Source organism: Blautia sp. HA8986 (assembly GCF_056504635.1).
The window spans coordinates 2173243-2199199 of the sequence record NZ_JBWLUQ010000001.1; the positions used below are offsets into that span (position 1 = coordinate 2173243).

The 25957-nt window shown below is 44.2% G+C and carries 18 protein-coding genes and 1 riboswitch; of the genes, 4 read left to right on the top strand and 14 right to left on the bottom strand.

What is annotated here, in order from left to right; genetic code table 11:
* Positions 1 to 63: 63 nt before the first annotated feature.
* The 6 genes from AC04Q4_RS10220 to AC04Q4_RS10245 form a co-directional block, all read right to left on the bottom strand.
* Positions 64 to 1761 (bottom strand): carbon starvation CstA family protein, encoded by a 1698-nt coding sequence (locus AC04Q4_RS10220; protein WP_173738804.1) that lies wholly within the window; start codon positions 1759 to 1761, stop codon positions 64 to 66.
* Positions 1762 to 2270: 509 nt separating this feature from the next.
* Positions 2271 to 2492, bottom strand: a complete 222-nt coding sequence (locus AC04Q4_RS10225; protein WP_015526212.1) for a hypothetical protein — start codon at positions 2490 to 2492, stop codon at positions 2271 to 2273.
* A 346-nt stretch (positions 2493 to 2838) separates the two neighbouring features.
* Positions 2839 to 3870: a zinc-dependent alcohol dehydrogenase gene (locus AC04Q4_RS10230; protein ID WP_173738803.1), complete on the bottom strand. Its 1032-nt coding sequence runs from the start codon at positions 3868 to 3870 to the stop codon at positions 2839 to 2841.
* Positions 3871 to 4312: 442 nt separating this feature from the next.
* Positions 4313 to 5419 carry an ROK family transcriptional regulator gene (locus AC04Q4_RS10235; RefSeq protein WP_173757161.1) on the bottom strand — a complete coding sequence of 369 codons (1107 nt, stop codon included), beginning with the start codon at positions 5417 to 5419 and terminating at the stop codon, positions 4313 to 4315.
* Positions 5420 to 5504: 85 nt separating this feature from the next.
* On the bottom strand, positions 5505 to 8666 hold the full coding sequence (locus tag AC04Q4_RS10240; protein WP_173757159.1) for an ATP-binding protein: 3162 nt from the start codon (positions 8664 to 8666) through the stop codon (positions 5505 to 5507).
* A 134-nt stretch (positions 8667 to 8800) separates the two neighbouring features.
* Positions 8801 to 10276, bottom strand: coding sequence for a helix-turn-helix domain-containing protein (locus tag AC04Q4_RS10245; protein WP_476388913.1), 1476 nt, complete (start codon positions 10274 to 10276; stop codon positions 8801 to 8803).
* A gap of 160 nt (positions 10277 to 10436) precedes the next feature.
* Here AC04Q4_RS10245 and AC04Q4_RS10250 point away from each other — a divergent pair, with 160 nt between their 5' ends.
* The 3 genes from AC04Q4_RS10250 to AC04Q4_RS10260 all read left to right on the top strand — a co-directional run bounded on the left by AC04Q4_RS10250 (position 10437) and on the right by AC04Q4_RS10260 (position 12539).
* A complete protein-coding gene (locus AC04Q4_RS10250; RefSeq protein ID WP_476388914.1) occupies positions 10437 to 11747 on the top strand; it encodes a uroporphyrinogen decarboxylase family protein in 1311 nt (436 codons plus the stop codon).
* 14 nt (positions 11748 to 11761) lie between these two features.
* Positions 11762 to 11905, top strand: coding sequence for a hypothetical protein (locus tag AC04Q4_RS10255; RefSeq protein ID WP_173738764.1), 144 nt, complete (start codon positions 11762 to 11764; stop codon positions 11903 to 11905).
* A gap of 112 nt (positions 11906 to 12017) precedes the next feature.
* Positions 12018 to 12539: a hypothetical protein gene (locus AC04Q4_RS10260; RefSeq protein ID WP_173757153.1), complete on the top strand. Its 522-nt coding sequence runs from the start codon at positions 12018 to 12020 to the stop codon at positions 12537 to 12539.
* 48 nt (positions 12540 to 12587) lie between these two features.
* Here the strand turns inward: AC04Q4_RS10260 and AC04Q4_RS10265 are convergent, their stop codons facing one another.
* A complete protein-coding gene (locus AC04Q4_RS10265; RefSeq protein ID WP_173757151.1) occupies positions 12588 to 13199 on the bottom strand; it encodes an NUDIX hydrolase in 612 nt (203 codons plus the stop codon).
* Positions 13200 to 13349: 150 nt separating this feature from the next.
* Between AC04Q4_RS10265 and AC04Q4_RS10270 the strand changes: the two genes are divergently transcribed.
* Positions 13350 to 14744, top strand: a complete 1395-nt coding sequence (locus tag AC04Q4_RS10270; RefSeq protein WP_476388915.1) for an MATE family efflux transporter — start codon at positions 13350 to 13352, stop codon at positions 14742 to 14744.
* A 282-nt stretch (positions 14745 to 15026) separates the two neighbouring features.
* Here AC04Q4_RS10270 and AC04Q4_RS10275 read toward each other — a convergent pair whose 3' ends face one another.
* From AC04Q4_RS10275 to AC04Q4_RS10305, 7 genes are all read right to left on the bottom strand, one after another.
* Positions 15027 to 15662: an ECF transporter S component gene (locus tag AC04Q4_RS10275; protein ID WP_119239674.1), complete on the bottom strand. Its 636-nt coding sequence runs from the start codon at positions 15660 to 15662 to the stop codon at positions 15027 to 15029.
* Between the two features lie 141 nt (positions 15663 to 15803).
* Positions 15804 to 15921: riboswitch (FMN riboswitch) on the bottom strand.
* A gap of 68 nt (positions 15922 to 15989) precedes the next feature.
* Positions 15990 to 19151, bottom strand: coding sequence for a glycosyl hydrolase (locus AC04Q4_RS10280; protein WP_476388916.1), 3162 nt, complete (start codon positions 19149 to 19151; stop codon positions 15990 to 15992).
* A 55-nt stretch (positions 19152 to 19206) separates the two neighbouring features.
* Positions 19207 to 20691 (bottom strand): response regulator, encoded by a 1485-nt coding sequence (locus AC04Q4_RS10285; RefSeq protein WP_476388917.1) that lies wholly within the window; start codon positions 20689 to 20691, stop codon positions 19207 to 19209.
* On the bottom strand, positions 20669 to 22483 hold the full coding sequence (locus tag AC04Q4_RS10290) for a histidine kinase (protein WP_476388918.1): 1815 nt from the start codon (positions 22481 to 22483) through the stop codon (positions 20669 to 20671). The genes AC04Q4_RS10285 and AC04Q4_RS10290 overlap by 23 nt, the downstream gene beginning before the upstream one ends.
* A 199-nt stretch (positions 22484 to 22682) precedes the next feature.
* On the bottom strand, positions 22683 to 23513 hold the full coding sequence (locus AC04Q4_RS10295) for a carbohydrate ABC transporter permease (protein WP_148445223.1): 831 nt from the start codon (positions 23511 to 23513) through the stop codon (positions 22683 to 22685).
* A 1-nt stretch (position 23514) separates the two neighbouring features.
* Positions 23515 to 24375 (bottom strand): carbohydrate ABC transporter permease, encoded by an 861-nt coding sequence (locus AC04Q4_RS10300; protein WP_119239679.1) that lies wholly within the window; start codon positions 24373 to 24375, stop codon positions 23515 to 23517.
* A gap of 83 nt (positions 24376 to 24458) precedes the next feature.
* The gene (locus tag AC04Q4_RS10305; protein ID WP_173757138.1) at positions 24459 to 25778 is read right to left on the bottom strand and encodes an ABC transporter substrate-binding protein; all 1320 of its coding nucleotides are present in this window, start codon (positions 25776 to 25778) and stop codon (positions 24459 to 24461) included.
* Between the last annotated feature and the right edge of the window lie 179 nt (positions 25779 to 25957).

Below are 25957 nucleotides of genomic sequence, written 5' to 3' on the forward strand. Positions count from 1 at the left end.
GAGCCTTTTATATGACTCATGCCTCTTCAGCCAAACAGATATCCGTAATCTTATCCGATAATATTATGCCGTTGCTTTTTTATCATCTGTCTTCTCAAGCAGCTTCTTCACGCCCTGGATCGCTACCAGTACACCAAGGATCAGCAGTAATACTGCAAATACAAGCTGTAAGGTGTTTCCAAGATCCAGCCCTGTTGTTACCAGTGCCTTTGAAAGCTTTGTGATGGTCATGCCAAGTGCTGTGAAGGTAACTGCCATCATGAATACCATCGGGATCCAGAGCATGCAGCCCTGACGTTTTGTTTTCTTTAAGAATACTGCGCAGGCTACAAGAGCGAGTACAGATAACAGCTGGTTTGCGGAGCCGAACAGCGGCCAGATTTCTGCATAGCCGACCTTTGTAAGCATGTAGGCAAGTACCAGTGTAATGACTGTTGCAAAGTATTTATTTGTTACTACCTTCAGGAACGGGCTCATGTTTTTCTCATCTGTATCAGAATCAAGGAAAAATTCCTGGAATGACAGACGTCCTACTCTGGCTACAGAATCAAGAGAGGTCAGTGCAAATGCGGATACAGCAAGGTTGATCAGAGTAAATACCAGTGAATGCGGAAGGCCAACTACAGAAAGGAAGTTTGCGATAGCACCTGCAAAAATCTGCGGCTGTGTTGTAAGTCCCTGTGCTGCTGCTTCACCGTCTGCAAAAGATGCAACTGCGATCAGTGCGATGATGGCAAGCATACTTTCCATCAGCATTGCTCCAAAGGAAACAGGAAGCATGTTTTTCTCATTTTTGATCTGCTTGGATGCAGTACCGGAAGATACCAGTGAATGGAAGCCGGAAACAGCACCACAGGCGATGGTTACAAACAGGATCGGGAACATATACTGTCCGTCTACATTAAAGCTTGTAAATGCCTTCAGGTTACAGGACGGATTGGCAACAAATACACCGATAACTGCACCGACGATCATGAAAATAAGCAGATAGCTGTTCAGATAATCACGTGGCTGAAGCAGTGCCCATACAGGAGCGACACTGGCAATCAGGATGTATACAAAAATGATGATATGCCAGGTTCCAAGACTTACATACATGGGGAAATTAAGTCCCAGCACAATTGCTGCTACCAGCAGTAAAATTGCGACTGCAGTGTTGACCCATTTGTTGAATTTTGTATATTTAAGGAAAAATCCAAGTGCAACAGCCTCAAATATAAATAACATGGAAGTGGTTGCAACAGCTCCGTTTGCCGCTACCTTTGTAACTGTTCCTGCATCATTTGCGACAAATCCGTTAAAGGTTCCTGCTACAACATCTGCAAATGCAGCAACAACCAGAATACAGAACAGCCAGCAGAATAAAAGAAATAATTTTTTTCCAAGCTTTCCGATATACGCTTCGATGATATATCCGATGGTACGTCCTTTATTCTTTACAGATGCGTACATGGATGCAAAATCCTGAACAGCTCCGAAAAACACACCACCGATGAGGATCCAGAGCAGAACCGGCAGCCAGCCGAAAATTGCGGCCTGGATCGGTCCATTGATGGGACCTGCACCTGCTATGGATGCAAACTGATGGCCAAATACTACATTTGTATCCGCCGGTACATAATCAACTCCGTCCTCCATTTCGTATGCCGGAGTTTTTGCTTTCGGATCAATGCCCCATTTGTTCTGGAGATAACGGCCATACAGAAGATATGCACCTCCGAGAACTACGATGGCTATGATCATCATTGTTATTCCGTTCATAATATCAACTCTCTTTCCTTTGTGTTATTTTACTTTTATATATAAAAAAGCCCCTGCTATCCTTTCGGATAACAAAGGCGGAATGTTCCGTGGTACCACTTTGTATTATCATATTTATCACTAAATACAACCACTTAGTGCTGTCTCTTCAAACAGCCTCTTCTGTAACGTGAAGACTACGTCCCGGCTTACTTGACCTTTCTATTCAGCGGGATGCTCCCAGGTGATATCACAAAATACCTTCTGCCGCTTCTCACCAGCTGCGGCTCTCTGTGATCCGGTCTGCTTCTTGTGATCTGTCCTGTTCCATGCATTTCTCTTTTTTATTTATCTAATGTTTTACTCCTTTTTTCATAAAAATTCAATAAATAATTTATATATGTTTTACAAATTTACATATGTTTTTTTGTGCATTTTTAAGGTCAAAAATAAAATATGGCGTATGTAACGAAGCCAGATTCCAGCTTTGCTTTACGCTCCTTTTTCCGTCACATACGCCGCATCACCCATTATTCAGAAAATGTATATCTTACCATGTATCCTTTTCCGTCACCGGTTACGATCACGACTCCGCCATCGGGATTCTCAATCTTATCAATGATCGGAAATCTTCCTTTTTCTTTTACAAAAGCTTCCGGGCTCTCGATCTTTGCTTCAACGATCTCCTGCTGAGAATGACGATCGCCGCCACAGGGATTAATGGTTTCAATAATAATCTCATATTCCTTCATACCCTTCACCTCTTTCATTTAGTTCAGTTTTCCGGTTCTTATACTTACATTTTATCGTAAAAATCCCGTTTATGCAAAATGCGTTCTGCACAAATTTCCAGAGGATTTATTGGTATTTTTTACTATGTTCAGAATTTTTTCATTCTACAAAGTGGATCCTGCTCTCATCAAAACGGTCCTGCTGCTTTCTGCCGGGTATCCGTTTCCAGTTTAATTTTGTCAGTCGGACTTCCGTATTCTGGCTTTTGGTCCGCATCTTTCCCTGACAAATTCCTCCGATTATTTTAACACAGTTTTTTACAGACGGACAGACTTCATTTCTGAAAACGTTTATATGACATCATATTCATTCTTTTTCCTGCACATTGATGATAACCTTCATAGTTGTCTCACGGTTTTCATCAATATACTGATAAGCCTTCAGATAATCTTTGAACTTAAATGTCTTTGAGATCAGTGGCTTTAAATGAACCTTTCCAGCATTTACAAGATCAATGGCATCTACATAATCATCATGGCGGTACATCATGGTGCTCTTGATATCCAGCTCATGGTCATTGGCAACAGCAAGGTCAACGGTTGCCATATCCGCAAATACTGCTACCAGTACGATCACGCTGCCCTTTCGCGCATACTGGATGGCCTGTCCCATAGTGATGTTGTTTCCGGCACAGTCGTAGATCACATCTGCCTTATCCGGACCAAACGCATCTACCAGTGCCTCTCCGAAATTTTTCTCCTTTGTGTTTACACAGATATCAATGCCGCACTCTTTTGCTTTTGCAAGACGGAGGTCACTGACATCTGTGATCATAACCTTGGCAGCACCCATTCCCTTGGCTGTCTGTGCAACAAGGTTTCCGATCGGACCTGCACCGATCACTGTGATATTCATTCCCTTTACATCGCCCATCTGCTTCACTGCATGAACTGCAACTGCCAGCGGTTCGATCATGGCCCCTTCCTCGTAGGACATCTCTTCCGGGATCGGTGTTACCTTGGAAGCATCCACTGCAAAAAATTCAGATGCTGTTCCAGTTGTCTGGAAGCCCATAACCTTCAGTTCTTCGCAGAGATTGTATTTGCCATGACGGCACGGATAACAGTGTCCACAGTATACCTGAGGCTCGATGGTTACTTTCTGGCCAACTTTAAAACCTGTCACATTCTTTCCAAGTTCTGTGATCTCACCGGAAACCTCATGGCCCTGTGTCACCGGATATTTGGTAAACGGGTGCTTACCGTGGTATACATGGATATCTGATCCGCAGATACCAATGTTCATGATCTTAACAAGAACCTGGTCATCTCCCACTTCCGGAATATCTACCTCTCTGAAAATAATCTCTCCTGGATTTGTCATTACCTGCTGAATCATATCTTATTTCCTCCTCGTCTATTTTTGTGATTTATTTCGTCTTTATCTTTTATTAATTATTTTATTAAAGTAACTATATTATCATTCCTGTAAACTCATTTGTCAATAGTGTTTCCTGTGTTTCTACTTATTGTACAAATTATCGTTTTTATTTTTATGCACATTGTAAAGCGGACATTCGCAATCCGCTTCGCTACTTGCTCATGAACGCAGTCGCTTCGCGATCTGTCAGTGGAAGCTTTCAACTCCCACTGACATAAGCATCCCCCCTCACCCGCCGCTTAATGCTCCGCGCACTTGAAGCGGGGGAATGCTTATCTGCGTTCAAGCAAACAATACAGTAAAACAGCGATAGAAAAAGCTCGCAGATCCGACACGACCATTTCTGATACATGACAGATATGCGAGCTCAATTCTCATAAATCCATATAACTCTGTATTCTTATATATTCCTGATCAGTTCATAAAAAAAGTGCTTCGCCGCACCGACTGCTGACGCTTCCTTTCTGTAAGTACAGTTCTTCAGATATCGGATATCACAGTCAAAGCCGTTGTATTCCATAACCTTTTCCCCGAGAGGAATCATATGATCGGCAAGATATCCACCAACTTCTCCACCAAGGATGATATCCATATCATAAGCCATTCTGAGATTGGAGATCAGCACAGCCAAATGATCCAGATATTCTGCCCACTTCTTCTCTGCTTCGCTGTTTCCGTGGGAAAGTGCCTCCATAAACTGCTCCAGAGTTTCATACCTTCCAGCTGTCAGTGCACTGGCAGCACAGTAGGCATCTGCACAGCCTTTCTTGCCGCAGTAGCACTTCCGTCCACCCGGAACCAGGATCATATGGCCGAACTCTCCTGCTTTCCGGTTCTGCCCTGCAAACAATTTCCTGTCAATACAGAAAGCTCCTCCCAGCGTATTATTCAGCGAAAGATATATGGCATCCTGATACTGGTTAATGTCCTCTGCCAGCATAGCTGCATTGGCATCATTTTCAAAACAGACAGGGCAGGAAAAAGCCTGTTCCAGAAAATTCAAGCTGTAATTTTCGATCTGCAAAGCATGAGACTTCACAACAAGATGCTGCTCCTGACTGATGATTCCCGGAATGGATATCCCGATTCCCAGCAGTTTGTCCGGTTCATCCATATCCCCAAGAAATTTTTTTGCCAAAGAAGCAAGCTCCACACAGTAGGATATCTCCTGTGAAAATTTCATTCTCACACGTTCTGTCTTCTCGATCTCAGACCGCATATTCACCAGCGTCATCCCTACATGATTGGCAGTGATACAAATACCCATTGCATAGCGGTAACCGGGATTGATCCCGATACTCTTGGCTTTTCTGCCTCCTGTAGAAGCATACTCCCCGGTCTCCATAAGCACTCCGCCTGCCATAAGCTCGTTTACATTGGAAAGCACAGTCGGCATACTCATATTCAGATTTTTGGAAATCTCCACCTTTGAGGTGTCCGCATTATTCATCACATAACTGACGATCCTGGATCTTGTATTATTTTTTTTCTCTGTTTTTGATGCCATATCAAACCTCTTTTATAAACTATTTTATAAAAGATATGATAGCCTTTCCCTTTGAATTTGTAAAGTATTTTCTGTTGTTGTTCAGCTACATATCCTCCAGAATCTGTTTCACCAGCTGCCGTGATTCCACCGGTTTTGCGATATGACCGTTCATACCTGATCTGCTGCATTCATCCACACATTCCTGTGTAGTCTGGGCAGTCATTGCCAGAATGATGACCTTCTGCGCATCCGGACGGTTCATGGCACGAATAGTCTTTGCCGCCTGAATTCCATCCATCACCGGCATCATCACATCCATAAGGATCACAGCGAACTCACCTTTGGCAGATGCCTGGAATTTTTCCACGGCTTCCTTTCCGTTCCATGCTTTCTCAACAGCTGCTCCATGCTCTGTAAGATAAAATTCTGCAATCTCCATATTGATCTCGTTATCCTCGACCAGGAGAATCTTTTTCCCGGAAAGTGCTTTTCCATCGGGAAGAATATCTTTTTTCATGATCTGTTTTTTCTCTTTATCGATCAGGAAAGGAAGGCGGAATGTAAAAGTTGTTCCGACACCAAGAGTACTCTCCACTTCAATAGTTCCCTGCATCTGTTCAATAAGCTTCTTCACAATAGACATTCCAAGACCGGTTCCGCGATACTGTGTCCTTGCACCGTTCTCTTCCTGATTAAACGGCATGAACAGCTTATTCTTTACAAATTCCTCACTCATACCGATTCCGGTATCTGTAATCCTGAATTCATATACAGCATTTGTCCCGTCACTGGAGATCTCTTCGATATAAGTTTCTACTGTACCACCCGGCTTATTATACTTAACAGAATTGCTCAGAAAATTCAGCATGATCCTCTGAAGCTGAAGAGCATCTCCCACAAGAGCAGTATGTTTCACATATCCTCTGCGTCTGCGGTGGAGCATTCCTGTTTCCACCATCTGTGCATCGATCAGTAATGCCACTTCATTAGCCAGTGTTTCCAGATCAAACGGCTCCTGTTTCAGCTTACAGTTGCCTGATTCCAGCTTGCTCATATCCAGCACATCATTGACAAGTGCCAGAAGATGACTGGCAGAAAGCTCCAGCTTTCGGAGACTGTCATCCATTTTTTCTGCATCGTTCCTGTTCTTCTGTATGATATTCAGCATTCCCATAATACCGTTGATCGGTGTACGGATATCATGGCTCATACGGTTCATGAATTCTGTTTTCGCCTTACTTGCAGAATCTGCTTTTTCAAAAGCCTCCTGCAGACGTTCATTCTCCTGCTGTTCCTGTTCATGAAAAGCCGATGTGTTCTTGAACAGTATAATGCCATGTACAACGATCTGTTCTCTGCCCGTACAACTGTCATAAAGCGTATCCCTTGACATGAGCACAGTCTTCTGCAGCCATACAAAGCTTCCATCCTCGCTTTTCTTCCGAAATTCCACTATAATCTGCTTTGCGCCTGTCTCAAAACGTTCAAGAAGTTTCTCCGCAGAATCCACAATACGGTAATTTTCCAGTGTTTCATCGGCAATCTGGTTGCGTTTTTCTTCGCAGTATTCATTATAGGAGCACGGAAGCTCCAGCTCATCCAGAAATTCCAGTATCCCTTTCTGATAAAAAACCTGCTCCATCCTGTCCTCAGTGAGATTTACCATGTAACCCGCCTCTGCAGTTTCCAGAAGAGCGTCCGCATAATTGCTATTCTCCACAATAGACTGACGAAGCTGCTCATAATATCGGGTAAGCCTCACCTTCTCACTGACTGCTTTCTCCTCACAATTCTGGAAATCTTCAAATCCCAGTGCAAAATGGTGGAGCCGTCCATCCTCTGCGCCATTAATAAAAAGTATGGTCATTTTTCCATATTGTACTTTATCCTGTTTATGGTACTGATACGGAATCTCGATCTTTCCGGCTGACTCTGTAAGATTCTCATCCAGATAAGATATCTGCAGCTTTTCCCTGAGTGATCTTCTTGTTTCCCCTGAAGAAAATTCCTCCACAATCTGCTCTACAGCGCCGGAATAGCTGCCGTCCTCTGCAAGGATAAAATCTGCTCCCGCCCGGAGGGTTCTGTATTCATCCAGTCTGGCATTGCAGTACAGGCATGCGGAAAAATCATAGCCCTGAAATTTCAGGCGGTCACGAATCTCCTGATCAACCTTCTGCCGGTCTGCTGCCTCCTGCAGCTTCGCCCGGTTCTTGTCAATGTACATATTTTTGTCCGCATAGCGGAAAAGATCTCTCAGCGTACTTCCCTCAAAATCCACCATACTGGCGTATCCGGCTGCATAGCTGATAGGCATCTCCGGATGTCTTCTGGAATATTCATCTGTATGCTTCCGGATCCCCTGCAGACAATCCCGGATTCCCTGATCATCCAGGCCTTTCAGCACGGCAATAAACTCATCGCCTCCGTCGCGTCCCACAAAATGTTCTCTCGGGACAGCTTCACGAAGAAGGATGGCAAAAGACCGGATGTACTCATCACCTTTCTCATGTCCCAGGTTATTGTTAATGGTTCTGAGATTATTCAGGTCAAAAACGCAGATCGCAATGTTCTGTTGTCCTTCGGCATCTGATGTTTCCGTACCATCCAGGATCTCTTCACATTTATTCTTGTTTGGAAGTCCCGTTGCTTCATCCAGATAGACTTTCTTCTGAAGAATCCTGTTCTGAGCTGCAAAACGGAGAGCCCGGATCAGTTCCCCTGCGATCAGGATGATCAGTCCTGCGATATCCACGATAACGATCTTCTCCAGCCGATCCAGCGAGGTGGCTTTTTTCTGGGAATAGTCTTCTGCCAGGCCGGTAGCCTCGTCACAGATATGGAAAAACTTCTCGCTCATAGATATGATATCTGTATTCTCATATCCCTTCTCACGGACAAGATCTATCTCCTGTGTCAGTTTCTGGAAATACTCATCCAGTTCAACCATCTTGTTCTGGAATGCATTGTCATCCAGACGCACAAAATTCAGTTCATCACTGCCGTTTTGAAGTCCGTTTATATAAGAAGCAATGATACCGCGCATCTTATCCTGCGGCTGTCCTGCATTCTCCAGCTTTACCATTCTCTGAGTTCCGCCGCGTACAAGTCCTGCATAATTGACAATACGTGCAGTTCCCTGGATCTGTCCAACCATGATCATGATACTGAAAAACAGCACGATCAGTATCACCGTCAGAACTGTCATACCGAAACGCATGATATATGACAGATTTTTGTTTGAACCTTTCTTTGCGTGTTTCATTGAAATTTTCGCTCCGTTATATAATTTTCTTCTTTTTCTGATGTTCCCATTTTAGCTGTAACCCGAACTGTTTTCAACCATTTTGCCTGTTTTGTTTTGGATTTTTTCTTAAACATTCATGACTTTCCGCCCTGTCAGTTTCCGGAATTCTCCATTACCAGAAATGATACTGTCAGATATTCTCTTTCATAAGCATTGTCCAGATTAAGGTCAAATATCTCCACTATCCTTTTCAGGCGGTACACAAGAGTATTTTTGTGCACAAAAAGCCTCTTCGCCGTAAGAACCCTGTCACGCTCGCACTGAAGATATACACGCAGGATATGATAAAAATCCGTGGATTTCAGGCTGTCATACTCTCTGAGTCTGTCAAGTGCCGGATGGATGGCAAGTCTTCTTAAAAGAGAATCCCGATACAGGGCGGTCATATCTTCCAGTGCACAGTTATAGTAATCCTTCACTCCTTTTTCCAGTGCTTTCCTGGCCTGCTTGTACTGAATACTCATGTTCCTTATTCCTGCAAAAGGATAACTGCAGTGCATTCGGAAGCCCAGTCTTTTCAGCATATCTGAAAAACGTTCCGGAAACTCTGTGCCGTATCGATTACCGGATTCTTCAAACCTCCGTTGCTTTACCGGAACTCCACAGACAATATTCCCATTCCCGCTCTCCCCATCCTGACAAAATACGATCTCAGGAAAATAACTGCACAGGGCCCACATCTGATATCCGTAATTCCGGCCACCTGCATCATCTTTTTCCAGGATTGCCACAACACCTGGCTGTGACGGCTCCCAGCCCTGCATCTGATAAAATGTCCGGAAACCGTTCTCATCCAGATGTCTTCCCTGAAGAAAATCCCGAAAAAGGCTCTGTACCACTGTTCCCTGCTGTTTCCCTGAATCATGGCCTGCCACAAGGCAGAGAGCCTTCTTCAAAATCTGTGCCAGATGTTTCTGATACTTTCGGAATTTTTCCTGACTGACGATCGTCAGCTGACCTGTCAGCTGATGTTCACTGTTCTCCTGACTGATCATCATAGACCATGGATAGCTGTCTGTATATTCTTCATAAAAAATCTCACAGTCCCATTTCTGAGGAAGCATTTCCATATACTTTCCCTTCTGCATCTGCACAAGTGAATCTACAGATAATGTACCGATATCCCAGAAATCATCCCAGTTCCGGTTGACACTGCCCTTAGGATACTGTCTGGAAAACGCAGTTACCTGAAGACTGGTATCAGTAAAAAATACAGGCCCGAAAATATCCCTGCACGCATCTATGATCACCTGCTCCGGGTTCTCCTGCTGAAAGGCTGCAAGCATGGTCTGCTCCCATTTCTGATAATAAACAAAAGCATCCATCACCATATCAAAAACATCCTCCAGTTCTTCTGTCCGAAGGCTGATAACATCCTTCCTGTGCACCAGCAGAACTTCTTTATCCTGCGAACGCTGAAAAAAATCTCCGGTACGACCAATATAAAGATAATCCGGATCCGGTGTCTTCTCATAGGAAAAAAGCCGGATTCCTGCAATGGTAAGTTCATCGGAAACAATGGTAGATACAGGATCATATTTTTGTATCCACTGCTCGATAATATCCATGCTCAGCTTCATACTCTATATTTTCGTCTGTGCAGACGAATTTCCTCCTTTTTTTCTTCGTATCTGTGTTTCACCTGGATATATACGAAAAATAATTGTCTGATATAATCAAAGTATAGTTGAAATATACAAAAAAATCAAGAAAGAGGTGTTTATTGTTATGGAAGATAGAAAGAATTTTGATGCAAGTTCCTCATGGTTCGCAACCAATGTCCGTGCAGCCGAAAAGGATGCCCCTGCTGCCGAAAAATTTTCCAAACGTATCCAGCTGGTAGAGGATGCCACCGCTCTGAAAGAGCCGGAACGTATTCCGATGTGTCCGATGCTTGGTGCTCTTCCCTACAATCTGGAAGGCTCCTCTTATAAGGCTGCCATGTATGATTTTCCTGCCGCATCGGAAGCTCTGGTGAAATTCTATCAGGAATTCCAGCCGGACGCAGCCACACATACAGGTTTCACCAGCGGAAAGGCCAATGAGCTTGCCGGATCGACCATGATCGACTGGCCGGGACGTCCCGGCACCAGTGTTCCTGATTTTTCCACCCATCAGGTTATTGAGAATGAATATATGGATGACAGCGAATATCCGGAACTGCTGAAGGATTTTACAGGCTTTATGCTCCGCAAGTATATCCCGAGAGCTTTTCCTGCACTAAAGGGACTGGCTGATATCCGCTTCGTTCCGTCTATTGTGCTGAATACCACACCTCTGGCTTCCCTTTATTCCAGACAGGCACAGGAGGCTTTTTCTCTGCTTGCAAAGATCGGTGAGGAGGATGCGAAAGCAGCTGACGCTTCCAACGCAGTTTCCAACCGTCTTGCTGACCTTGGATTCCCGCCTATGTTTACAGGTGCAGGTGAAGCTCCTTTTGATATCATCGGTGATTACTACCGTGGAACTCTGGCTACCCTTACTGACCAGCTGGAATATCCGGATGAACTGGAAGCGGCCTGCGATCTGATGGCTGATATCCAGATTGAGTCCTGGCAATATTTCCGCAGTGTCCCGCTTCCTGTGAAACGTGTTTTCTTCCCGCTTCATAAAGGTATGGATGGTTTCATGAGTCCGGAACAGTATGAGCGTATCTACTGGAAACCTCTCAAAAAATGTATGCTTGCCCTGATCGATATGGGTGTTACTCCGTATATTTACACAGAAGGCCGCTACAATACCCGTCTGGAACAGCTGGCTGATATACCTAAAGGCAAGGTCATCTACCATTTTGAGACTGCAGATATGGAACGTGCCAAAAAAATCCTCGGCGGTACTGCTGCAATCTCAGGCAATCTTCCGATCTATATTCTGGAGCATGGCACAAAACAGCAGGTTATTGATGAAACAAAGAAGCTGATCGATATCTGTGCACCTGGCGGCGGATATATTTTTGACACAAATGGCTGTATTGATAATGCCAAACGTGAAAACCTGGAAGCAATGTTTGAAACCTTGTATACATATGGACATAAATAAAGGAGGCGTTTCTTATGCTTACAATTCGTGAAAACTTTATGGAAACTATCAGGGGCGGTCATCCGGATCGTTTTGTAAAACAGTATGAATACCAGGAATGGATCAATGACCCTCTGTTTCCGATCTATTTCGGAAATATCATTCCCGGCGGTTCATAATATTGTCATTTTATATGTTTTTTATTGCTTTATGTATAATCCAGATTTATAATAAAAGATACAAAAAAGTACAAAAAATCCTACATGGAAATAAAATTCTGGAGGGAATATTATGAACGAAGAACTTTTTAATGAAGCGTCAAGATCCAATGTCCTTTCTAAGAAGCTGGTAGATCAGCTGCAGGAGAGCATGAGCTACAGCAGCATTTCCTTTATCAACTGGACGATCGAAGTTCTGAAACTGTTGAAAGCCCGTATTGAACGCGGAGATAAGCTCACAGATGAAACCACAGGTGTTACCTATGATCTTCAGTCTTTCCGTAAATTTGTGGAGGATAATTTCTCTGATTACATTACAGGCCAGGTATTTGCAGTATCCTTCAGAGCGCAGAAGATCTACTTCTCCCTGGAGTCCTGTCCGGGCGGCTACAACCTTATCATGGCAGATGATGGCAACCAGAAGACCTACCGCTGGATCTCCAGCCTCAGTAAACGTTTCTCACTGGTAGAGATGATCGCTACAGGAATCGTATATGTCAAAGATAACCGCACAGATACCTATCAGCCTTTCATCTCTGAGAATGGTAAATACTGTAAATATAATAAAGACACAGGAATGATCGTGGAACTGTAAGTAACAGACAGGGGAATCTGCACATGGCAGATTCCCCTGAAATTTTTCTCAGATCTCCTTCAGAAAATCAAACGGCTCTTCATCTTTCAAAAAGTGCATAAGCATATATGCGCACATAATAGCCACTCTTTCTTCCTTCAGGATTCTTCGTACTTCATCTCTGTCGGCGATGATAACTTCGATTTCTTCGCTGTCTTCCTGGGCTGCTGCGCTAATCTCGCCACTGGCGTAGCCATAGACGGTTGCGCAGGATTCATCTGTCATTCCGATGGTTGTGAAATACGGCTTCTCAAAAGCTTCTGCAACCTTGATCGGCTCAAGCTTCAGGCCTGTCTCCTCGTAAAGCTCTCTGGCTGCGCCCTCATGAAAATCTTCCCCAGGTTCCACCAGACCTGCCGGAAACTCATAAATATACCCGCCGATAGTATAACGATACTGACGGATCAGAACTACCTTGTCATGCTTCTCTCCATAAACACTGTAAATAATCACACCATCCGGATTATTTTCCCCTGTGGAAAGCTTCATCTCTTCCACATCCTTCGCTCTGGAAGCCACAAAATACGAAACCGGTGTATTGTGAACACTGGTTGCATCCACTCCGTAAAGATTCACGAATTTATTATCTGTAAGTTTTTTTACACTGTTGATCTTACCCATCTCAGAAAAACTCCTTCCAAAATATTCTCTTTTACAACATAGCCTCATAAACACATTGTAGTCCATCCCACACAAAAGGTCAATTTTTATGCTTTCACCAAATCGCAAAAAATGCTATAATCAATCATTATTCAGAAAGAAGGAAAAACATTGAACAATCAAACAACTGTCTCCCAGGATGAAAATCCTCTGGGAGCTGCACCAGTAGGCAGCCTGATCGCCAGATTCGCCATTCCTGCAGTGATCAGTATGCTGGTCAGTGCATTTTACAACATAGTTGACCAGATCTTTATCGGTCAGGGAGTGGGAATGCTTGGAAATGCAGCCACCAACATTGCATTTCCGGTAACCATCATTTCCACTGCAGCCGCTCTTCTCCTGGGAATCGGAAGTGCGTCCAACTATAACCTGGAAATGGGTGCAGGCCGGGAAAAAAAGGCCAGCTCCATCGCAGGAACCGGACTTTCTTCCCTTGCAATCTTCGGCACTGTGATCGCAGTGATCGTACTTTTGTTCCTGAAACCACTGCTTCACCTCTTCGGCGGAACACCGGACGTTATGCCATACGCCATTGACTACATGGGAATCACTGCCATCGGACTTCCTTTTTATGTGCTTTCCATTGGCGGCAATCACCTGATCCGTGCAGACAGAAGCCCGACTTATTCCATGACCTGCACATTGATCGGAGCCATTATCAACACCATCCTGGATCCGCTTTTTATCTTCGGATTCGGCTGGGGGATCAAAGGCGCAGCCTGGGCAACAGTCACAGGGCAGGTCGTTTCCGGAATTCTGGTGATCTTTTATTTCACCAGACTCCGAAAAATGTATCTTGACCGTTCCATGCTGATCCCGCGGTTTCCCAACCTGTCTGCGATCTTTTCCCTCGGAATGGCCTCCTGCATCAACCAGATTGCCATTGCTGTGGTACAGATCGTTATGAACAATATTCTCCGCCACTACGGAGCAGAATCTGTTTACGGAAGTGATATCCCTATTGCCTGCGCAGGCATCATCTCAAAAGTCAACCAGGTATTTATGGCTATCTGCATCGGAATCTCCCAGGGTTCCCAGCCCATCTGGGGCTTTAATTACGGAGCCGAGAAATACAGCCGTGTGCGTCAGACTTACCGCTGTTCCGTAACACTTTGCACCATTATCGCTATGATATTTTTTATCTGCTTCCAGTTCTTCCCACATCAGATCGTGGGCATCTTCGGAAACGGAAACGATCTGTATTTTCAGTTTGCGGAAAAATATCTCCGAATCTTTATGCTGATGACTTTTGCCAATGGGATACAGCCTATGTCTGCCGGATTTTTCACCTCTATCGGCAAGGCAAAGCTTGGTATCATCATGTCCCTTACAAGACAGGTACTTTTCCTGCTGCCGCTGATCGTGATCTTCCCGCTCTTTCTTGGAATTGACGGTGTCATGTATGCAGGACCGATTGCAGATACTTCTGCTTTCGTGCTTGCAGTTGTTTTTGCAAGAAAGGAACTTGGAATTATGAAATCCATGGAATCCGACCAGGAAATTTAGAAAGTAAAGCGGACATTCGCAATCCGCTTCGCTACTTGCTCATGAACGCAGTCGCTTCGCGATCTGTCAGTGGAAGCTTTCAACTCCCACTGACATAAGCATCCCCCCTCACCCGCCGCTTAGTGCTCCGCGCACTTGAAGCGGGGGAATGCTTATCTGCGTTCAAACAAAAAATACCTACTGACCAAAACAGAAATGCCATGTAACGGCCGCTGCCTCAAACAGCTGCATGTTACATGGCATTTCTATGTTAAAATCCGTAATATGTCTTTTGCGCTTAAATCAGTCACCTTTCAGCACAACACGGATTTTCTTATAAATTACAAACACGATCAGGGATGTCACTGCATATTTAAAAATATTAAACGGTGCAATGATCAGCAGTGCAAATGTAAGCAGTCCGTTTACTGAGCTGTGTACTGCGCTTCCCATCTGGATAAAAGTCTCGATCGGCATTCCAAAAGCTTTACCGTAAGCCGGGAGCAGTACGAACGCATTGATGAAACATGCAAGGATCGCTGTCAGAACAGTTCCAACTGCCATACCTGCAACTGCATGTACTCTGCTCTTCTTATGATGAAAACGGTAAATCAGTCCTGCCGGTACCACATAGGCACATCCAAACAGGAAGTTTGCAACATCACCGACACCGGCTGTCATAGTTCCCTTGGTCACAAGATGCACGAGGATCTTCACAAGCTCGATCAGAATACCTGCTACAGGACCCATGGCAAAAGTTCCTACCATAACCGGAACCTCGGAAAAGTCAAGCTGATAAAAAGACGGTGCAAGAAACGGGATCGGAAATTCCAGATTCATCAGCACACCTGCAACAGCACCAAGCATGGCTACCTGCGCGATTGTCCTTGTCCTGCTCCTTTCCATGGCGTTTCCTCTCTGCAATACCTGTTCACTCATAATTCTCTCTCCTTCTTTCGAAATATTCCAAAGAAAATTTCTGCCAAAATCATGTCGCGAGAATTTCCTGAATAATTCTCCCAAACATAGAAAACCCCGGGAACTTCTTCCCGGGGCACTGAGCACGTTTATAAAATACTGCGCGTTCTTCTCTCATCCAGACTTTACTGTCGGTTCCGGAATCTCACCAGATCAGCCGCCGAAGCGGGTCGCGGACTATACCGCCGGTAGGGAATTACACCCTGCCCCGAAGAAATTTTCTTTTGTGAATTTATTATAACTCTCACTTTCTGTAATTACAACCTTTAATTTTGCTGTCTTCGCGTCTTACCTCTCCATAAGTACCGGTGCTTTCAGAAGTCCGGTTGGCTTTATCTGATATTCATATGCCCACAGATCACCTGTTGTTCTCCAGGCATTCGGTCCGTACCAGTCTTCTTTCTGGTCACAGTTATGCAGAGTGCCGAAGGTGTTTACCCTGTTTCCGAATACAGTCAGTTCAAGCATATGTTCTCCCGCCGGCAGTTTGCCAAGAGATACCTCATATGGTGAAAATGCGATATACCCTGCCTCTTTTCCGTCAACAGATGCTTTTATTACAGGTGCACGGAATAAGTTTTCACGGACACTTACTTCGCCGCCGTTGCTTACAAACGGAATCTGATAGGTCACATTTCCACCGTAGAACGGATAGCCCTGGCTGGTAAGATCACTGAAAGCTGCTTTGTGGCTCACTTCGCCAAGTATCTGATCTCTTCCCACAACTTTTACTGAGAATTCTCCAAGAAGGAACATGGCCTCGATATTTACTTTGGAATTATACGGAATCTCCACGATCAGCTCATGCTCTCCTGCTTCCATATCCGGCATCAGTATCTTGCGGATGCAGTGATCCACATACCATCCGTCAGCCTTGTTTTCCACTGGCTTTTCATCCAGGAATATCTTTGTCTTCTCATCATTTTCCATTGCAAGGAATGTTCCCTTTAATACTGTTTCGGTATTGATATGGAACCGTAAAGCCAGAGTGTGTTCAAAGCCTTCTACCTTATCGTTGGTCCATGGCTGCGCAAAAGCCTCCATACGGAGCGGATATCCCAGTTTTTCACGGAAACGGTTATCAATACGGAGGATTTCATCCTCATCCTGCCACTCACCGCCGTCAAACGCATACTCAGCAAGATCCAGGATGCTTACATTCGGCTCACTGCGGACGATCTCCACCTGGTCGGAAATATCCAGTGCACAGCTGCACTTCTTTGCCTCACACGCCGAACCAAACTCACTATTCTCTTCTCCTGTACCAGCAGGCTCCAGCCAGAGAAGAAGACTGTCATGGTCAAACATACTCCGTTTCACAACAGTGTCCCCTTTATGGTACTCTGCATTTACCGGATAGATTTCACCGGTCATGGCATCGTACACCGTTATCTTCCATGCTCCGCGGATACGGATACGAAGCTTTTCTTCTCTTGGAAGATCCTGGTTTTTCTTGCGCTCCTGCAGTTCATTGATCACGATGCAGGCATCGGAAATCTTCTCTGTGCGGTTTACATGGCACAGGAACAACCAGCGGTTTTCTCCCTCTTCTCTCATCTGGTAGATCAGGTTTGTGGAAGGTTTACCATCATCCTCAAGTACCTCGATATCTCTTGCGCCTTTCACAGCTTCCAGCAGACGGTACTTGCTGAATGCCACAGTCTCACACTTATCTGCCAGCTTCGCACCTCTGTCTGACGGATAGGCATCTGCATATTTCGGAAGCTGGCCTGCGAAGATCACACGACCGCCTCGTTCTTTGAACTTCTCAAGAATCTCCAAAGTAGAGTTTCGAAGTGTCAGGCAGTTTGGTACAAGAACAGTATCGTATTTCATTGCTCCGACCTTCAGAAGTTTTTCCTCTTCCTGTCCCATATTCAGGTCCGGAAGCAATGATTCAGAAATAAAATCAAAATCAACGGTACCGTAAAGCAGCCACTCGATCATATGGATAAAGTTATCATCCATCTCCTCACGGATCGGTGCTGTCTGCTCCTTCGGACCCCAGAAAAGCCAGTAAGACTCTACCGGATGGATCACAGCCAGCTTCACATGTGGCACACCTCTTGTCAGTGCTGTATTTACTCTTGCAAAATAATTCTCTACAAGCGGATATTCTTTATACCACGGTGACTGATAGCTGATAGAAGCCGGATAATCACGTTTCGCCTCGCCGGCCATAGAAGTCCAGGTCAGATGAGGTACACGGACAGTTACACCAAGAGCAGCCTGCCAGTCGCCCTGAAGCTTATGTCCCCGGAAATCAAAATCCCAGTTTGTAACGCCGTAAAGCTCACTTGTCATACCTTCTCTTCCGAACTGATGCACTGCACTCTCTGCCTGCTTCGCAGTGGAAAGCTCTCTTCTGTCACAGAGCATATCAATTCCCGGAATTTCGAAAGAACGATAAGAACGCATTGCCTCACCAAGTGCTGCTGTCTGTGTTTCCAGAGTAGGCTCTTCCATCATATGGCCTGTCAGTGCGATCCCATGCTCCCTGCACCAGCCTCCAATAGTATCTGCAAAAGCATCTGCAAAACGCTCTGCGATATGGTCATGATACTCATAACGGATTCTGGAAACAGCCTCTCCCGGAAGCTCCCAGAACAGCTCCGGAAGGTGTTCAAGAAGGCTGTGTCCATATGCAGCCTTGAAAGTATCCTCCAGATCATCGGTGTAAGGAATGGTCACATCCATCCTCTCATCTGCAAAATCCAGGCACTGTTTATGGGAAAACTGTGGCTCATCTGTGAAGATGGCGGGAATCGTTTTCCCAAACTCCTGTCCCAGATTTTCATAATATTTCTCGTGTGTTACCTCAACGAAACGCTTTACGGCCTCTTTATCAAGGGTATTCAGATAGGCTTCGTTATTGAACCATGGATTATCGCCGGATACCTCAAGATAAGCAAACCATTCCTGAAATCCCTCTTTCAGCTCCTGGTCCTCACTGATCTTCTCATACTCTGCCAGATAACCATTCTCCAGGCGCACCTGATATCTTCCCAGAAAAGTCCTCTCATTGCTTCGGACAGCCTGCCCGGATGACCTGAGATCACTGTTCCCGATTTCTTTTCCATCCTGACATTCCGGTGTGAAAAGCAGAAATCTGATTCTGTATTTATGGTCTCTTGTGACCAGTCCGCCACCTGCACCTGACGGCCAGCGATCCTCATCATAAAGCCATGTGAGCATGTCTTTTTCCAGGCTTTTTTTCCAGGAATATTTTACCAGCTCCAGGAATTCCTCACCCATGTACGGATTGTCCATTCCTGTACGACAGTGTATATGTCCTCCTCCCATTCCCATGGCCTTCAGCGCATCCAGAGTGTTGTCGATCTCTGCTTTTGTCATGCGGCAGTTCCAGGCCCAGAATGGTGCTGCCCTGTACTCGCTGCCCGGATTCTGAAATTTCTCTTTTGTAAGTTTTTCCCCATTATGATACAGCATACCTTAACCCTCCATTTTGGTTTTATATTATTTTTGTTATATCATCCCATCTTTTTTATTTCTCAACATATTCTGATGGCCGCACTCCTGTATAGGAATAAAAAATACGGCTGAAATAAAACTGATCCTTATACCCAACTTCCTCCGCAACATCCTTCACATACATCTTATCTTCCCGAAGAAGAAGCTTCTTGGCTTTTTCCATTCGAAGTGCAGTCAGATACGTATTAAATGACGCATCCTCATATTTACGGAAAAGTCTGCTTAAATAAGTCTGTGAAACGCCTACCGCTTTGCTTACACTATGAAGTGACAGCTGTTCTGCCATATGCTTACGTATGTATTCTTTTACACTGTCAAAATATTCTTCTGTGTCTGCTTTCTGTGTGGGAGCACTTTCCTCACGGACATCCTTGAAGAAAATATCTGAAATTCCGCAGCAAAGCTGATCCACATTCTCTGCACCAGAAAAAATGTCATCCATAAGAAATTCTGCTTCCCGGTAATCCCTGTTTCCTGCATTGTAACGCTGAAGCAGATAACTGATCTGCCGTACACGCCCTTCAATCCAGAGCTGAGTATGTTCTTCTTTTACCCACTTACGGATCAGCGTTTCCGTGCCCTTCTGAAGCCGGTCATACTTCTGTTTTTCTGCCAGATATTCCAGCTCCTCCAGATATTCATAATCCCGTCCGGATGATCCGGGTGTCTGAAAATTTCCGGCATCCTCTATAATAATAGTCTGGCTCTTTCCCAGAATAATGGAAGCATCCAATGCCCGGTAAAGTTCACGAACCATCTCTCCGATCTGTCCTGCCGGAACTGATTTTCTTCGGATAATAGTAGTCACATAAGCCGCTTCCGGCTGTTCTTTTTCAATACGGCGGCGGATCATCTGTTCATAATCTTCATCGCTGACAAGCACACCCGGGCAGAGATAAAGCGTCTCCTGGGTGTCACGGCCATATGCTAACATCATCTCATTGATATCCGAAAAAATCTCCTTTTTTCCCCGCTCCCCATAGCGGCTTGGAAGTCCGTTCAGCCTGACGATCGCCCCGTAATAATTTTCCGACTGAAAGTATCTTCTGAGAGCTTTTTCATCTACAGGAAGCTCATTTACCATCCTGTGCATAAGAACGTTCCGTTCTTTATAATATTTCTGTCTCAGCTTCTCTTCAATCTTTACGATCAGCTTGGCAAACTCTGACGGCACGATCGGTTTCAGGATATAATCACACACACCAAATGCGATAGCCTGCTTCGCATATTCAAATTCCTGATATCCGCTGACTATCACACTAAGCACTTCCGGATAACGTTTCTTTGTCTCTTCTACAAGCTTCAATCCATTCATCACCGGCATCTGGATATCTGTGATCAGAACATCCGGTCCTCCTTTTTTCTCCATCAGTTCCAGTGCTTCCTCACCGTCATAGGCAGTTCCCATGATATCAAAATTACTGTATTTTCGTTTTATAATGTTGACGATCAGACTGGCTGCCATCGGCTCATCATCAACAACCATCACCTGATACATCGGCTTCATCCTCCTTTTCCGATACCCCTATGATGACACTTAATCCCTCTTCAAGGTTTCGTATCCGGAATACTGCTCTTCCATTGTACACAAGGAACATTCTTGCATAGGTATTCGCCAGCCCCATACCTCCGATTTCCAATTCTATACTGCTTCCTCTGGACATGATCTTTTTCCGGATTTTTCTCATTTTTTTGTTTAACTCTTCACGCACTTCTTCCGTGGTACCCTGTCCGTTATCCCGGACTTCAAAGTACCAGCCTGTTTCATCTCTCCAGCCATGTACGTAAATTTTCATGATATTTTTGCTGTTATTATATCCGTGCTGTATGCTGTTCTCTACCAGCTGCTGCAGCACAATTTTGGGAAGCTGCTCCTGTTTTACGGATTCCTCACAATCCACTTCCACTTCCAACCGATGTTCATATCTGGATTTCAGCAGAAAAATATAACGTTCAAGATACTCCAGCTCCTTTTCTACTGTTGCATATCTCTCCTTTGTGTTCGTGGAATACCTGAGCATAGCTGCCAGACAGCCGCAGATCTCGCAGATTTCCTCATCACCGTCCATAATGCCTCTGCTTGATATTACATTGAGCACATTGTAAAGAAAATGTGGATTGACCTGCGCCTGCAGGGTATCGAACTGTGCCTGAAGCTGAAGCAATGACATTCGTCTTTCTTTTACAATGGATTCGTTCAATCTGTGCATCAGATTCTGGTATGCGATTCCTACTGCCTGAACCTCATCATCTGTATTCGGTACCACAAGCTCTGCATCCATATTCTCGATTCCTGTATTTTCCATCTGATCCTTTAACACAGTCAACGGCCTGGAAAGCTTGCTGGCAATAAAGATTACCACTCCCATGGAGATCACAAAGCAGCCTATAGCCATTCCCAGAGCGATCATCACAGCCTCTTTCATCCCCGCAATGATCTCTGTTTTTTCCTCCAGGGCAACCACACGAATCCCATAATTATCGGATATCTCTGATGCTGATGCCCACATGCTTGTGTCTGAAGAAACGGTAATAGAATCCATTTTTGTTACTTCCGGATGTTTTTTTATATAGCTTACCAGATCATCGGTCAGGCCCTCGGACTGATACAGGATTTCTCCTCCCGGAAGAAATGCCACAACTTTAATATCGGAATCCGGAATCTCAAATATATCCTTCAGTTCATCCGTAGCATACTGAACTTCAATATATCCGAAATCTCCACCCTGAACTTTTCTTGCTAGGGAAAAAACTTCCTCGCTTTCCCTGATTCCCCAGCCATCCATATGTGGTGCTATCAGGATCGGTTTACCATGCATTCTGGTTGCTGAATTCAGCCATTTGATGTCGGATGTATTCCTTGCCTTATTGGTAAGCTTGGAACCGGTATTTGTACTGGATGCCACATCTCCGAACTCATTAAAAATGATCACCCTGTAAAAATTACTGTTGATATAGTACATGGCGAGTCCTGTATTTAAGGTATCCAAAAGATCATTGTGTTTTATCGTTTTCCCAAGTCCGTAATTGTCTTTTTCATAATATTTCGGCAATGTTTTCATTGCATTGAGCATATCCTGTTCTGACAGGATATAATCTGTCACATGCTTCATGGAATCTACTGTAAAATCAACATTAGCAGCTGTCTGCCTGGAATAGAATTTCAGGCTTTGAGCTGCTTTTTCAGATAGCCTTTTTGAATTATAGTTATAGCAGACTATACCCAGGATTGCCGATATAAAAAATATTACAATGGAAAAACCCAAAATCAGTTTTGTGCGAAATTTCATAAACACACCTCATATATTTTTATTTGCCAAAACAGATACCCTGCCGTCACAGCAGAGTATCTGTTTTCTTTTATCTGCATGGCATGTCAGGCGGATAAAACCATCCTTATCCACTGCTTGCTTATCATAACCGAATAACTGCTTCGCAGTTGATTCAATTATGATAATACCACACAAATCCGATTTTGCATATTTGGCATCAGCCTTTGACAGCTCCGGCTACCATACCGTCTACGATCTTCTTGTTGAAAAACAGGAAGAGAATCAGCATCGGGATAGTGATTATCAGTACATCTGCAAACAGCAGGTTATAAGAACTGGAGTATCTGCCCATAAAGTTATAAAGAGTAAGCTGAACTGTTACATTATCATTTCCCGGAAGGAAGTACAGCGGGTTAGTAAAATCGTTGAAAATTGTTACCGCATTCAGGATGATAATTGTGGATGTAACCGGTTTCAGAAGAGGGAAAATAATCTTTACAAACAGATTGCTTCTTGTACATCCGTCGATGTATCCTGCCTCCTCAAGCTCTACAGGAATTGTATTCATAAAACCTTTGTAAAGCATGATGGTAAACGGAATCTGAAGTGCTGTCTCAACCATGATCATACCAAACATGGTTTTGTAAATGTGAAGTCCCTGCATAATCCAGATTGTAGGAAGGATTGCAGGAGGAATCATAAGACCTGTCATAACAAGTGTATCCACGATCTTTACAGGTCTGTCAGATCTTCTCTGAAGAACATAGCCTGCCATGGATCCTACAATGATAAGCACGATCAGGGATCCTATCGTAAGGATAATACTGTTCTTAAATGCTGTGATGATCTGATAATTATTTGCGGAAAATACTTCTTTGAAGTTGCTCCACATCCACTCAGTCGGAAGGGAAAGTCTCAGAAGGTTTGCTTCTTTTCTGTCCTTCAGTGCATTGATCAGCATGAAGAGAAACGGTACTGCAAAAATGAGAATACCGAAAACACATCCAAGGATGTCTCCTAATAATGTAAGTCTTTTCTGTTTTTTCATTTTAGTTGTACACCTCCCTGCTGTTGAGGAATTTCTGAAGCGGGAATGCGATGATTGCAATTACCGCAAACATGATAACGTTTCCTGCTGTAGACAGACCGAAGAATCCTGCTGCGTACTGTTTGTAAACAACGGATGCAAGTACGTCTGTTGCAAATCCAGGACCACCCTTTGTCATAGCCCAGATCAGGTCAAAGCAGCGAAGTCCGCCGATCAGGGAAAGTGTGATAATGGTATTTGTTGAAGAACGAACCAGTGGCATTACGATGTTTCGAATAGTCTGCCAACGGGTTGCACCGTCGATAGAAGCAGCTTCATAATAGCTGGAATCAATAGATGTGATACCGGCAATAAAGATTACTGTGGAAATACTGACACCTTTCCATACATCAACCGCAATTACGGAAAACAGGGCAAGATGTGTATCACCCAGCCAGTTCGGTCCGGAAATTCCAATAGCTGCAAGAACTGTGTTGAAAAGTCCCTTGCTCGGATGCATCAGTGCCTTAAAAATAATACCGATTGCTACTGCACTGACAAGGTTTGGGAAAAACACAAGAGATCTTAAGAAATCTTTTGTCTTGATCTTACTTGTCAGGAACAATGCGATAAAGAATGCAATGATTACTTTCAGTCCACTTGTAAGGACTGCATAGATCAACGTATTTTTTACAGATATACTTAAGGAGTTTTCACTGAAGAATGTTTTATAGTTATCAAGGCCGCAGAATGTAAATGATTTCAGATCCCATACAGTTAAGCTGAAAAACAGTGATGTCACCATCGGGATGATGAAGAAGATCACAAAAATCAGTACTGCCGGAAGAAGAAACCATAAACTGTATATTTTCTTTTTGTTCATGCTTCATTTCCTTTCCGATTTCCAGATGTCTGGCTGACATTAAAGCCGGCCGCCTGAAACACAGGCGGCCGACATACATTTACTTATTTCCAGTCAAGTCCAAGCTGTGTTGCCTGTTTCTTGCAGTCCTCATCGTAAGCCTTTGCAGCTTCCTCTGCTGTAGACTGTCCTGTTGCAACCTCAGAGCAGATATACTCGCAGTTTGTTCCTTTTACAGATGTCTGGAACTCCATTGCAACATTTGTTTTTCCTGTGTCAAAGTATTTCTCCTGAGCCTCTTTAACTCCGTCATATGCGTCATCCGGAAGCTCATATCCTTTAATACAATATGGGCCGTCTGGTTTCTGTGCTTCTGTGAAAGCGTCAAGTGCCTCATCAGATGTATAGAACTCCATAAATCTTAAGATATCATCTTTTTTGTCGCTGTTAGCGTTTCCGTAAATAGCTGTTGGCTCCCAAACTGTAAGGCCATGGTTGTCAGCGTCATCTCCCGGAACACCCATAACACCGATTTTGTTTACATCGTCTCCGTAGAGCTCATAGATGCTGGAAAGTGCCTGGGAAAGGATGAACCAGTGAGCACCCTCGCCGTTTACAAGCTTATCGCATGCATCTGCGTATGTAGTTGCTGTGTAATCCTCGTTAAAGTATGGCTGAAGGTCAGCGAGTTTCTGGAAGCTCTTAAGACCAGCCTCTGTTGTAGCATATTTAGCTTCACCAGCTTCGAATTTCTCTGAGAAATCCGGCTCTGCTGCAAGTACATTATAGTGATCTCCAAGGTATGGAACCTGAATTGTCCAGGAATCTCCAAGAGATCCGATAACTGCTGTCTCACCAGCATCTTTCAGTGTATCACAGTTTTTAAGGAAATCTTCCCATGTATCTGGAACCTCAAGATCATATTTCTCATAGAGGTCTTTATTATAAAGGATACATCCGAGGTTTGTAGCTGTAAGCGGAACACCGTATACTGCGGAATCAGAACCTGCGCTTACTGCAGATGCAAATGTATCGTCCAGACGGCTTGCCCACTCTTCGCCGGAAATGTCGATAAAGTTGCTCTCCGGATCAAGCTCGTTGAGCTTAGCTCCTGAATTGTATCCGCAAAGATCTGTCATCTCGCCGGAAGCAAGTCTTGTTTTTACCTGGTTGTCTCCGTCACCGCCTGATGCACGAAGCTCTGTCTCAATGTGGATACCTGTCTCTTTCTCGCAGAGATCAAATACTGCCTGATATCCAGATGACGCTGTATCCGGATCGATCAGAAATGTAAGAGTAGCCTCCTTGTACTCCCATTTGCTGTCTGAATCTTTGTCGTCAGCTGCAAGCACGCTTGTTGCACCTGCCAGTGTTGTTCCCATCATCGCTGCACAGAGCAGAACGCTGAGCATCTTTCTTTTCATGTTTCGTCCTCCTTTATTTTGACGTTCTCCGTTATTTGATGATGCTATTTTAACAATTTGGACACAAAAAATACATGGATTATCCAATCCTTCTACATGGATTATTGAGCACTTTGTATATGGAACATGTATTTTTTCGTCATATAGACGACATTTTGCATGTATATTTTTATTTTATG